The 12,142-nt window shown below is 46.5% G+C and carries 8 protein-coding genes and 2 tRNA genes; 6 read left to right on the top strand and 4 right to left on the bottom strand.

All coding sequences use genetic code 11. From position 1 onward, the window contains the following. Positions 1 to 4: 4 nt before the first annotated feature. The 3 genes from PKOR_RS21920 to PKOR_RS21910 all read right to left on the bottom strand — a co-directional run bounded on the left by PKOR_RS21920 (position 5) and on the right by PKOR_RS21910 (position 2,831). Positions 5 to 880 carry an STAS domain-containing protein gene (locus PKOR_RS21920; protein ID WP_046313527.1) on the bottom strand — a complete coding sequence of 292 codons (876 nt, stop codon included), beginning with the start codon at positions 878 to 880 and terminating at the stop codon, positions 5 to 7. Positions 881 to 1,379: 499 nt separating this feature from the next. Beyond that, on the bottom strand, positions 1,380 to 2,423 hold the full coding sequence (locus PKOR_RS21915; RefSeq protein WP_052739024.1) for an alpha/beta hydrolase: 1,044 nt from the start codon (positions 2,421 to 2,423) through the stop codon (positions 1,380 to 1,382). A 334-nt stretch (positions 2,424 to 2,757) separates the two neighbouring features. Further along, positions 2,758 to 2,831: transfer RNA gene (locus PKOR_RS21910), tRNA-Pro, on the bottom strand. 166 nt (positions 2,832 to 2,997) lie between these two features. Here PKOR_RS21910 and PKOR_RS21905 point away from each other — a divergent pair. Beyond that, positions 2,998 to 3,549: a DUF4136 domain-containing protein gene (locus PKOR_RS21905; protein WP_046313526.1), complete on the top strand. Its 552-nt coding sequence runs from the start codon at positions 2,998 to 3,000 to the stop codon at positions 3,547 to 3,549. 60 nt (positions 3,550 to 3,609) lie between these two features. On the opposite strand, the gene PKOR_RS21900 is transcribed toward PKOR_RS21905, so the two are convergent. Then, a tRNA-Pro gene (locus PKOR_RS21900) sits at positions 3,610 to 3,683 on the bottom strand. 398 nt (positions 3,684 to 4,081) lie between these two features. On the opposite strand from PKOR_RS21900, the gene PKOR_RS21895 reads away from it, so the two are divergent. The 5 genes from PKOR_RS21895 (at position 4,082) to PKOR_RS21875 (ending at position 11,822) form a co-directional block, all read left to right on the top strand. Beyond that, the gene (locus tag PKOR_RS21895) at positions 4,082 to 4,774 is read left to right on the top strand and encodes a response regulator transcription factor (protein WP_052739023.1); all 693 of its coding nucleotides are present in this window, start codon (positions 4,082 to 4,084) and stop codon (positions 4,772 to 4,774) included. After that, the gene (locus PKOR_RS21890) at positions 4,764 to 6,131 is read left to right on the top strand and encodes a sensor histidine kinase (protein WP_046313525.1); all 1,368 of its coding nucleotides are present in this window, start codon (positions 4,764 to 4,766) and stop codon (positions 6,129 to 6,131) included. The genes PKOR_RS21895 and PKOR_RS21890 overlap by 11 nt, the downstream gene beginning before the upstream one ends. A 104-nt stretch (positions 6,132 to 6,235) precedes the next feature. Then, on the top strand, positions 6,236 to 7,552 hold the full coding sequence (locus PKOR_RS21885; protein ID WP_046313524.1) for a TolC family protein: 1,317 nt from the start codon (positions 6,236 to 6,238) through the stop codon (positions 7,550 to 7,552). Further along, positions 7,549 to 8,685 carry an efflux RND transporter periplasmic adaptor subunit gene (locus PKOR_RS21880; protein WP_052739022.1) on the top strand — a complete coding sequence of 379 codons (1,137 nt, stop codon included), beginning with the start codon at positions 7,549 to 7,551 and terminating at the stop codon, positions 8,683 to 8,685. Before PKOR_RS21885 ends, PKOR_RS21880 begins: the two co-directional genes overlap by 4 nt. 23 nt (positions 8,686 to 8,708) lie before the next feature. After that, a complete protein-coding gene (locus PKOR_RS21875) occupies positions 8,709 to 11,822 on the top strand; it encodes an efflux RND transporter permease subunit (protein ID WP_046313523.1) in 3,114 nt (1,037 codons plus the stop codon). Positions 11,823 to 12,142 lie beyond the last annotated feature (320 nt).

The raw sequence follows: 12,142 nt of genomic DNA, 5'->3' as shown, positions 1-12,142 counted from the left end.
TTTACTATCGGCTCAGGTTAAAGCCTGTTGTGCTCTTGTTGATTTTTCTCACCTCTACGCTGCGCATGCTAAAAGCTAGCTGCAGTGCGCTGGCAAGGCTGGCTTTCGTTTTGATATTGCTAAGATCAATACCCAAATGCACAATGGTTTGGGCAATTTCAGCGCGTATACCGCTGATGATACACTCAGCACCCATCAGCCGGGTAGCACTTACAGTTTTGATCAGGTGCTGGGCCACGAGCGAATCTACTGCCGGTACACCGGAAATGTCTAATATGGCAATGCTACTGCCGGTGTTCACGATCTCCTGCAGCAGGTTCTCCATTACAATTTGTGTGCGGGCGCTGTCGAGCGTACCGATGATTGGTAGGGCCAGGATACCTTCCCATACACGAATAACCGGAGTAGAGATTTCGTTTATCTCGTCTGTCTGGCGAAGGATCACCTCCTCACGACCCTTGATAAACGTGTCGAAAGTGACCATGCTTAGGTTGTCGAGGAGGTTTGTGGCAGCGATCAGCGCTTTGTATAGTTCTTCTGGCTGTCCACTATACTTCTCCTCCAGCACCTGGCTAATGGCCTTTTTCAGGCTTAGTACATACATACCTGTCTCGCGTGGGCTAAAACCTTGTCGAGCACGGGTAATGGAGATATCAGTTAAAATCTCGGTTACCTGCTCATATTCTGGAGCGTAAATATTATCAATATTACCGCTCGCTGTCGCACGGTCAAGGCCATTTAGCAACTCATCAGACTGTCGGCGGATTTCATCGTTTGAGATAAGGTCATCGCGAAGCGACGCATCTGCAAGTTGGTTTTGTATCCATATCTCTAATATTTCTTTCTTATTATGTTGTAATAATTGCGCTATTGTGTTCATACAAAAGTGTTGGTGTTATACTTTTTTTGAGTACCCTGATTGGGTTAAACTTATCCTTAAGATAAAGGTAAGAAATGTAAGTGAAGGTACAGGGTACTATATATAAAGAGTGATATACAAATATGCCTCTAAAGCTTTACACATACGGAGCAAACCCAGAAAGGTAAACAGAATTGTGTTTGCAGCTGAAAAGCGAGAAAGTTTGGTAATAGCATAAAAGCCCCCTGCTTTTGCAGAGGGCTTTTACTTTGCCGGAGCGGCGAAATTAAATAACATATATCAACAGTTTATACTTTCTAAAATGCCTCTAATACGTTGGTGATATGTTTGATTCTTGTTGAAATTTTGATTTTTTTGACTGCAGCTGAAGCAGATTCTCACGCAAACGCTACTGTTGCAGGAAGTGACACAAGGTAGTTTTATCTTTCTAGGCAATAAGCTGGCATAGCAGCTTTACTGTTGTGGTTGTAAACGATTTCTACTGTTGATATATAGTTTACTAACGGAGGTTTAAGGTCTTTTTTACAGCCTTATACTGAGCGTCAATCACTGCCGGGGTATGCCCGTGCGCAGCACCCGGCACAAGCACGAATTCTTTCTTAGGAGCTTTCACTTTATCAAAATATGCCTTGGTAAGCTCTGGAGCGGTAAGGATATCTTCCTCACCCTGAATAAAGTACACCGGGATCTTATAGCGCAGCCCATCCTTCATAAAGTTCACACCTGCCTCCATAGAATTAATTCCCATCGCTTTATGGCCGGCAAAGTATAGAAAGGAATAATCGTCTCCGTTATACCTGTCATTGGCATCTTTCTCATTGTCGTATTCGCTCGCCACCTTCCACCAGGTGGCAGGGGCAGGTGTTGAGTTCTCCCGCTCATACTTTTTGATAATGCGCATGAGCTGGCCCGATTTTCTGGCGTCACCATAAGGAGGAGGGCCTAAGGCCGCCAGCTTGTCTAACGACTCCTGGTCGTTGGCGGTCTGAGCCAGCTTGGAGACTTTATTGAAGGCATGCCGGAACCCTTCTTCCCCATTGACTATTTGTGAATGGCCTATATAGACTGCGAAAAGTTCTGGGCGCTTCAGGGCCATATTGGCTCCCAGCACCGATCCCCAGGAGGTTCCTACAAGATTTATTTTTCGCTTACCGAGGTGTTTGATCAGATACTCAGAAAGCTCAATCCCATCAGCTGTCATGCGCTCGATGGTCAGTGGGTTTTCAATCCAGTAATCCTCAGTTATAGTCTCAGGTGCATTACGGCCAAAGGTTCTTCCTGCTCCCCGCTGGTCCCAGTAGACCAGCACGAAGTCCTTTTTCCAGTATCCATAGATGGCGTCATCGTATTGGCTCATGGTGCTGCCCGGCCCTCCATGCAGAAACAGGATGACAGGTTTGTCCCTGTCATCCCCGCTGATCGTTACCCACTGCTCTATACCGCCTATTAAAATAAAATTTGCCTCGTTTATGGGCTTTGTTTGAGCAGCTAACCCGCCTGTTATTAAACAAAGAAATAAAATCAGTAGCAATGTATGCTTCATGTTTTGCTAAGCTTCAAAATAAATGATTATAGACTTGGGTAATGCTTTATAATAAGTTGGCAAAAACCAATGTACAAGTTGAATGCCTGTTCCTGTTAGCTGCACAATATATGGGAAAGCTTTGTAATATAGAAAGATATGATAATAGTTAAGGATGCTTGCTTGGGAATGCTACAGGAGTGGCGGGGTAAGCGGCTCCACTTTTAATGACAGGAGATGTGAAAAAGTGGCTCGAAGTGCTCGTAGGGCCTGGATTTCTCTGAAAATCTGCGTCAGTTTGCTTCACTTTTGCGTCAGTAAAAAGGGCCTTCACATGCTGTAAAGGCCCTTTTTGTCGGAGTGGCGGGATTCGAACCCACGACCTCCAGCACCCCATGCTGGCGCGATACCAGGCTACGCTACACCCCGTTTTAGGTATTAAATATATTGATCGGTGTGAATAAACAAAAGCCGCTGCGTAATAAATTTTTGCCTGTATAGCGTTTCTTGTCAGTCTAGTCCTACAAGTTTCTTGGCTGCCCCAAACGCTTGAAAACTGAAGGCGTATAGGTATAAAACTTTAATAAGTAAAAACATGAAAACCAGCCTCAAGCTTACTGTACTATCGGGAATTTGGTGCCTGTTTCTGGCAGCCTGCTCACCTGTTAGGGTGCTGGAATCGGAAGCAGATGAAGGCTTTCGACTTAGTAATTATAAGACTTTTAATTTCTTTGAGGTAGAGACTAGTGGCGAGGCGCTACAGCCGTATGCTTCTCAACTTGACTATCTTAAGCAGGAGATAGTTCAGCAACTGGAGCAGCGTGGGCTTCAGCAAAGTTCATCGGAGCCAGATTTAAATATCAATTTAGGTGTAGTAGTAGCGGAGAAGGTACAAACGCGGCAAACGAATATCCTGACCGATCCACCTTTTTATATTGGGCAGCGCCGCTATACCTGGAAGAGCAGAGACGTTGAGGTGGGGCGGTACCAGCAGGGTACTTTGTCGTTACACTTGGTTGATAATGCCAGAAACGAGCTGGTTTGGCAAGGTGCGGCAGAAGGAGCAGTGCCAGATGATAACGCTGCTAAATTACAGGAGCGCATCAGAGAAGGAGTACAAAAGCTGATACAGGAAATACCCCAATAAAGATGGAATACTTAGAAAACAAAAGAGCCTGCTTCAATCAAAGCAGGCTCTTTTGTTAAGTCGGGGTGGCAGGATTCGAACCTACGACCTCCACATCCCAAATGTGGCGCGATACCGGGCTACGCTACACCCCGATTCGGTATCAAAGTATTTTCAAATCACTTTCGTTCTTTGTGAATGCAAAGGTACACGTTTCGGAACATTTTACAAGCATTTTGAGACAGCTGACAAAGATTTTGTGCTGAGTTTTTCTTCGCCTCAGGAGCCAGTAAATGTTACTGGCTGCAACACAGGGCGCTAGCTATGGAAGCCTTTTCTTTACACTAATAAAAGAAGTATAATTTCTGCTACTAAAATTACTGACCTTTACGACAAGGCCTTTTTTGTATAGGTTTGAAGCCATGAGAGATGTTCCTAGTTGATAACTATTGCAAGAGCATTTCGGGCAGAGGCAACGCCATCCTGTAGAGTTAATGTGTTGTTAATTTGATTTATTAGCTTTACCACTTCAACAATTTAAATACTCTTCGCTATGATGAAGTGCCTTCTTGTAGAAGATGATGCTCGTGTTGCCTCTTTTATCGAGGAAGGTTTAACTGATAAAAGCTTTCAGGTGGATCGGGTGGCAGACGGGTATGAAGCTGTCAGCAAGATCAGCAACAACGAGTATGATGTAGTGATCCTGGATATCATGCTGCCCGGTCTGGACGGTTATGAAATCTGTAAGATTACACGCAAGCGTAACATCGCCTCTATCATCATCATTCTAAGTGCACTGGGTGATCCAGAAGAAAAAGTAAAAGGCTTAGAGGCTGGAGCGGATGACTTTATGTCAAAGCCGTTTCATTTTAAGGAGCTCCTGGCGCGTATTAACGCACACATCAGAAGAAAGCAGTTAGAGCAGGGTATTTTTGAGGCCGACAAGTATGCTGACCTGGAGGTAAATGTAGAGCAGAACATTATAAAAAGAGCAGGCAAAGAGATCACCTTAACTCCTAGAGAGTTTAACCTGCTGCTGTACCTGTTAAGAAACAGAGAAAAGGTACTATCGCGGGTAGAGATAGCGCAAGCTGTATGGGATATTCATTTCAGCTCCAATACAAATGTAGTAGATGTTTACATCAACTATCTCCGTAATAAAATAGACAAGGATTTTGCGTTCAAGTTAATACACACCATAAAGGGGCGTGGCTACATGTTGGCTCAGAAAACGAATGAATCTTAAACAAAAGCTTGCCTTACGCTCTACGTTAGTCTGTGCCTTAACACTGCTGCTTGTTTTAGGAAGCACCCTCTATTTCTATAGAAACTATACCCTTAACTCATTTTACAATAAGCTAGAGAATCGTGCCTTGCTTTCTGCTATTATATTCCTGGAAAAGGATGAGCTGAATAAGCGGAAGTACCAGGAGTATGAGCGCACGTATCTAAACACACTCGATAACGAGACACTACAAATCTATGACGCTGCCGGTGATGTTGCTTTTGTGCAGGAAATAGAATCGTTCCCGGTAGACAAGCAGGTGCTGCAGCTTATTCACCAAAAGGGTAGGCACAACTTTAGGGTTGAGGGGAGGCAGTTTGTAGGTATATACTACGAAGACAACCAGGGTAATTTTGTCGTGATTAGTTCGGGTGAAGATAGGACAGGAGAAGCCGGATTGAAAAACCTGAGCCTTGTTCTCTTCTGCTTGCTGATCATTGGTATTCTGATCAATTATGTGCTTAATGTACTATTGGCTAAAAGAACATTCAGACCTTTTTCTGCTATCCTGCAAAAAGTAAATTCTATCTCCACCGAAAACCTGAGCTCCCGACTTGCAGAAATAGAACGACCTGGCGATGAGCTAAGTGATTTGACTTCTACCCTTAACACTTTTCTAGACAGGCTGGAGTCTGGGGTGAATAACCAGAAGCAGTTCTTAAAAAATGTTTCTCACGAGTTAAAAACTCCGCTTGCAGCCATCCTGGGTGAAGCTGAGCTGAGTTTGGATAAAGAGCATACTTCTGAACATTACAGGAAGGTGCTAAGTAAGGTCGCCAAAAATACTTCAGAGTTGAATTCTGTAATCGAAGGGCTTCTTCTGATAAGCGGTTTGAATAACAATGATCCTAAAACCACTTTTCGCTCTTTCCGCCTTGATGAGCTTTTATGGGAGGTATTGGAAAAACTGCACTTCAAGTATCCGGATGCTGAAGTGGAAACGCTCATAGAAGTAGATGATAGCGAAGTGATGCAGCTCCATTCGCATCCGGAACTTATAGCTACGGCTCTAACGAATATTATTGATAATGCGCTTAAGTTTTCGGATGAGCAGAAAGTAACACTCACAGTGAAGCTGTCAGAACAAGGGCGGCTTACACTACTGGTGCAGGATAGAGGATTGGGGATACCGGAGCAGGAGCAGCACAAAGTATTTGACCTCTTCTACCGCGGAACCAATACGCAGTACCTCAGGCCAGGGCATGGGATCGGTCTGTCGCTTACCAGGCATATCACTGAATTCTGTCACATTGATCTCTCCATAGCCTCGGCTGCAGAACACGGCACAATTGTGAAGCTGATATTTCCGGCCTCTTAATCATAAAATAATCCTTCTCTAATCTACTTCTAATTTAAGCCAAAGAAGCCTTTAATGTAGCCGCGATAGCTTTGTAAAAGAATACATACAGCTATCAGTCTATCATGATATTAAAGTTTTTCTTTTACCCCGCATGGCTCCTGTTGCTATTGCTTTTGCCTGCTTACCAGGCTCAGGCACAGGAGCAGCAACCAGACACCCTCTCTCTTTCGAGGGTTGAGGCAGAGGCTCTTTTCTTAGAGAGAAACCTGGCCATTATAGCCGAGCGGCTCAACATTGAAGAAGCAGAAGCCCTGATCTTGCAGGCAAAGGCCTGGCCCAATCCCGAGCTGGAAATCAGCGAAGTAAACTTTTGGGCAACTCGCCATCAGTTAGCCAATGGGGAAGGAGCACCTCCGCTGTTCGGCGATCGTTTTGGCAAGAACAGGCAGTTTTCTGTTCAGCTAGAGCAACTGGTGCAAACTGCCCGGAAGCGTAAAAAGAATATCTCGCTCCAAGTTGCAAACCGGGAGCTGGCTCAGACAGCTTATACTGAGATGCTGCTCTCGCTAAAAGCTGAATTTAGAACCCAGCTTGCAGAACTGCTTTTCCACCAGAATAATGTGCGCCTGCTTCAGCAGCAACAAAGTGTACTCTCTCAGCTAATTCGTGCACAGGAGGCACAGCTGCGCAATGGTAACATTTCCAAAGCTGACTTCTACAGGATCAGGGCGCTGGACTTAGCAATGCGAGCAGAGCTTAAAGAGGCGCTGGAGGATAGTAACGAGGCGCAAAAAGAGCTAAAATCGCTGATGCTGCTGCCCGCATCTGTCACGCTGTTTCTGACAGATGCAGCGCCGCTTCCTGACCAAGCTCTACTACTGAACCAGCCGCTCGATAGCCTATTAGCCATGGCCGAGCGCCAGAACCCTGCTGTGCTTGTGGCAGTTTCTGATATGCGGGTAAGCGAGGCAGAGCACACACTGGAGCGTGCCCTGCGTGTACCTGACCTGAGGTTCAACACCAACTACGACCGCGGTGGGAATATCCTGCTCAACTTTATTGGCTTTGGCGTGGCCATGGATCTGCCGTTCTTTGATCGCAACCGAGGAAATATACAAGCGGCACAGGCACGGGTACAGCAAAGCAGGCACCTGCACGCCTTGCGGGTAAATGAGGCTCAAAACCAGGTGGTAAAAGCCTACAAAGATTACCAACTGCTTGCAGATCTCTATCAGTCACTAGATGAGGCTTACATCAATGAGCTGGATGAAGTGCTGGCTGGTGTTAGCCGCAACTTTCAGCGCAAGAACATTAACCTGCTGGAGTTCCTCGACTTCTTTGACGCTTTCAAAGAGAATAAGCTCCTCTACTTTGACACTATCCGAAGCCTTGAATCCAAAAAAGAAGAACTCAACCTGTTAACCGGAACCGATTTATGATACGCTCATACTATATAAAAAAGATTAGTAAGTTTTCTGCTGCTATTTGCTTTGCGGCACTAGTTACCTCTTGCCAAGGTACAGACACAACAGAAAAAGAGGCAGCTAGCACGGCTGAAGGTTACTGCCTTCCGGCGCAGCTGGCAAAGAACATCAAACTGGCTGATGTAACACCTGCCACAGAAAACAACCACATTCAGCTGACAGGCAGGGTAATGAGTAACCCTGAGAAATACTACCGCTTTGTGCCTTTGCTGGATGGCGTAGTGTCGAAAGTTAACTTCTCATTAGGTGATTATGTGAAGGAAGGTACTGTATTGCTGGAAATCCGCAGCCCGGAGTTAAGCAGCCTGAACGCCGAACTACGCACAGCACAGGCGCAGTTAAAGTTGGCACAGCGCCAGCTTTCCGCTACACAGGAAATGTTTGAGGATGGCGTTGCGTCGGAGCGTGAGCTGATTGAGGCGCAACAGGACGTGGAGATGGCCAAGCACGAAATCACTAAGGTACAGGAGAACCTGGGGATTTACGGTGGTAGCCTGGAGCGGGGCGTGCTCATCATTAGAGCGCCGTTTAGTGGCCACATTGTATCGAAGAACATTGTGGGCGGGCAGCAGATAGAGGCTGGTGATGAACCACTGTTCTCCGTTTCAGACCTGGAGGAGGTATGGGTAATGGCTAATGTCTACGCCGGTAACCTAAGTAGTGTGAAGCAGGGAATGGAGGTAGAGGTAAGTGCCTTGTCCTACCCGGACCAGAAATTCAAGGGCAAGATAGACCGGCTGGCCAATACCTTCGATACTGATGAACGTGTGCTGAAGGCGCGCATCAGCATTCAGAACCGCGACTTGCTCCTGAAGCCTGAGATGTTTGTGAATGTATCGGTAACACAGGACAATCTCGCAAAAGATGATGAACAGGAGCGCTTGCTGTCTTTCCCGGCCAAAGCCATGATATTAGCCAACTCCAAACACCAGGTGGTGGTGTACCGCGATAGCTGCAACTTCGATATAGTGCAGCTCAACCTAGTGTACCAGACAGCAAATGCTGTAATGGTGAAAGAAGGCTTGAAAGAAGGGGACAAGGTGGTGACCGAAAACCACCTGCTCATCTATAACCAGATTCAGAACTAAGAAGGAGGAGCAAGAGAAGACACATGGATAAATTTGTTCAGAGCCTGGTATCGTTCTCGCTTAAAAACCACATCATCGTCTTTTTCCTGACGGCGCTGTTGGTGGCGGCGGGCATCATAAGCTATATAAACACACCGATTGAGGCCTTTCCGGATGTAACCAACACCAGGGCCCGTATTATCACCCAGTGGCCTGGCCGAAGTGCCGAGGAGGTAGAGAAGTTTATCACACTGCCTGTCACACGCCAGATGAACACCATACCACGAAAGGCCGAGGTGCGTTCTACTTCGCTTTTTGGCCTATCGGTGGTAACGGTACTGTTTGACGAAAATGTGGATGACTTCTATGCACAGCAATATGCTTCTAACCGCATGCAGGGCATTGAGTTGCCTGAAGGTGCCGAGGCAGAGGTGGAGCCACCTTCAGGGGCAACCGGTGAAATTTTCCGCTATGTGCTTAAAAGCAAATCCAGACCAATCAGCGACCTGGCGGCTCTGCACGAATGGGTTGTGGAGCGGGAGCTGGTGGGCGTGCCAGGCATAGCTGAGGTTATCAGCTTTGGCGGTGAGGAAAAAGTATACGAGATACAGGTAAACCCTGTAGAGCTGGCCAATTATAATCTTTCTCCGTTGGATGTTTACGAGGCGGTAGAGAAAAGCAACATCAACGTAGGCGGCGATGTAATCGACAAAGGTGACCAAGCTTACGTGGTACGTGGTGTGGGCTTGCTGGAGAGTGTGGCCGACATTGAGAATATCCTCATCGAGAATGTAAACGGAACGCCTGTGCTGGTAAAGCATGTGGCCGATGTAAAAATATCTGCCAAACCGCGCCTGGGCCAGGTAGGACTCGACGACGACGATGACCTGGTGCAAGGCATTGTGATTATGCTGCGAGGAGAGAACCCAAGCGAGGTAATCGAAAGACTGAAGGACAAGATAGAGGAATTGAACACCAGGATTCTGCCAGCCGATGTAAAAATTGAAGCGTTCCACGACAGAACCATACTTGTCGATAACACTGTGCGAACGGTAACGCATAACTTATTGGAAGGTATCATTCTGGTGTCGGTGCTGGTGTTTATCTTCCTGTTCAACTGGCGTACCACGGTTATCGTGGCATCCGTTATTCCACTGGCCTTCCTGTTTGCGATTATCATGCTGCGTATACAGGGCTTGCCTGCCAACCTGATATCCATTGGTGCTGTAGACTTTGGCCTGCTGCTAGAAGGAACCATGGTGGTGGTGGAGCATGTGTTTGTGGGCCTCGACAAAAGGGCGCATGAGCTGGGTATGCCACGCTTTAACAAAATATCTAAACTGGGTATCATCAAAAACCAGACACGTTCTGTAGCCAAGTCTATCTTCTTTGCACAGATTATCCTGATTGTGGCGCTGATGCCAATCTTTACTTTCCAGAAAGTAGAAGGTAAGATGTTCTCGCCGCTTGCCTTTACCTTAGGCTATGCCCTGATTGGTGCTGTACTTCTCAGTTTGACTTATGTGCCTGCCATGTGTAAGGTGCTGCTGAACAAGAACGTGGTGGATCGGGAAAACCCGATAACCAACTTCATACGCGGAGCAATGTTCAGGCTGTACCAGTTAGGTGCAATCAATAAAAAACTGACAATAGCTGTGTTTGGAGTGCTACTGGTTGCCTGTGGCTTTGGCTTCAGCAGACTGGGTACAGAGTTTATTCCGCAGCTGAACGAAGGAGCGCTATATATAAGGGCAACCCTGCCAAACAGTGTGAGCCTGGATGAGTCGGTAAAGCTGACCAAAGAGATGAAAGCCAAGTTCCGTGAGTTTGACGAGGTACAGTTCGTCCTAACACAAACAGGCCGCCCAAATGACGGTACAGACCCGACTGGTTTCTTTAACATTGAGTTTCACGTGCAGCTCAGCGACGAAAGCGACTGGAAACGCAAAATATCGAAACAGGAGCTGCTCACTGAAATGGAGCAATCGCTTGCAGTGTATCCCGGCGTTACCTTCGGCTTCAGCCAGCCAATCATGGACAACGTGGAGGAATATGTATCAGGGGTGAAAAGCTCCCTGGTAGTGAAGATATTTGGCAACGACCTGTTTGAACTGGAGAACACTGCCGATCAGGTAGCAGCTGCCATTAAAGATGTGGAAGGTGTAGAAGACTTGAACATCTACCGTAATATTGGCTTACCAGAGCTGCGCATTAAACTCGATGAGACCCGCATGGCTCGCTATGGCGTGAGTATGGCCGATGCACAGGCGGTGATTGAAATGGCCATAGGTGGTAAGGCTGCCACTTCGTTCTATGAAGACGAGCGCATATTTGATGTACGGGTGCGTTATGCAGAACCTTTCCGAAAGTCAGAGGAGGAGATAAAGAACATACTGGTGCCTGCCAACAGTGGCTCTATGATCCCGCTGTACGAGATCGCTGATGTCGGTTTCTTTACAGGGCCAGCCTTCATTTACCGCGAAGGAAGCAGTCGCTATATTGCCGTGGGTTTCTCGGTGCGGGGGCGTGACCTAGGCAGTACAGTGGAAGAAGCGCAGAAACGAGTAGAGGAGCAGGTAGTGCTTCCGGAAAGTTACGACTTAACCTGGGCAGGTGAGTTCGAGAACAAGGAAAGGGCAACCAAGCGATTGACTTACATCGTGCCGATCTCGCTCCTGATGATCTTCTTCCTACTGTATGTCAACTTCGGTAACCTGAAAGACACGGTCATTTCGCTCATTACCATTCCGTTTGCCTTCATCGGCGGCTTCCTGTCGTTGTGGCTCACAGGTACTACCTTCGGTATATCTGCAGGTATTGGCTTCATAATTTTGTTTGGCGTGGGTACCATAGACGGTATCATCCTGATCGCCGTGATGAAAGACTATCTCCGCAGAGGCTTATCGCTTCAGAAGGCTATCTCGGAAGGTGTATACAGCCGGATCAGGCCTGTGTTTATGATCGCCATTATGGGCTCGGCAGGTTTGTTGCCCGCTGCGCTATCAACAGGTATGGGGTCTGAAATTCAAAAGCCACTTGCCATTATGATTGTGGGAGGATTGATAATTTGTATGATTCTGTCTTTGATAGTGCTACCTCAGGTATACTATCTGGCATATAGCAAGACAGAAAAGAAGAGAAAAAAGGTTTTAGTTTAGATTGTGTTTGAATGGGGTGTGTGGATATTTTTCTACTCACTCCATTTTCTTTTTACCTGGGGTTCTTTTACTGCTTCTACTAGAAGAATACAAAATTGCTCCGATTGATGTTGGGAGGTTTATGTTATACTTTATGATGAGCAAAACTTGTTCATCTGGATTACGATCAGAGAAGGAGTCAACAACTAATAGATAACTGCCAGTTTATAATGAGGGAATTCTTTCTTGGCAGCATACCATCGCAGAGTTAATTCTTTGGAGTAAATATGCTCCGAAATGGTAAAGGCTACTTGTTAACCTTTGTATGACAAAGGCTAAGA

The organism is Pontibacter korlensis (assembly GCF_000973725.1).
Lineage (GTDB): Bacteria > Bacteroidota > Bacteroidia > Cytophagales > Hymenobacteraceae > Pontibacter > Pontibacter korlensis.
The sequence above is the reverse complement of the archived record's forward strand: the minus strand, read 5'-3'. Positions and strand labels throughout refer to the sequence as shown.

Bases quoted from the DNA above. Each gene is read 5' to 3' on its own strand.
- PKOR_RS21920 (WP_046313527.1), bottom strand. From the start codon at position 880: ATGAACACAATAGCGCAATTATTACAACATAATAAGAAAGAAATATTA.
- PKOR_RS21915 (WP_052739024.1), bottom strand. From the start codon at position 2,423: ATGAAGCATACATTGCTACTGATTTTATTTCTTTGTTTAATAACAGGC.
- PKOR_RS21905 (WP_046313526.1), top strand. From the start codon at position 2,998: ATGAAAACCAGCCTCAAGCTTACTGTACTATCGGGAATTTGGTGCCTG.
- PKOR_RS21895 (WP_052739023.1), top strand. From the start codon at position 4,082: ATGATGAAGTGCCTTCTTGTAGAAGATGATGCTCGTGTTGCCTCTTTT.
- PKOR_RS21890 (WP_046313525.1), top strand. From the start codon at position 4,764: ATGAATCTTAAACAAAAGCTTGCCTTACGCTCTACGTTAGTCTGTGCC.
- PKOR_RS21885 (WP_046313524.1), top strand. From the start codon at position 6,236: ATGATATTAAAGTTTTTCTTTTACCCCGCATGGCTCCTGTTGCTATTG.
- PKOR_RS21880 (WP_052739022.1), top strand. From the start codon at position 7,549: ATGATACGCTCATACTATATAAAAAAGATTAGTAAGTTTTCTGCTGCT.
- PKOR_RS21875 (WP_046313523.1), top strand. From the start codon at position 8,709: ATGGATAAATTTGTTCAGAGCCTGGTATCGTTCTCGCTTAAAAACCAC.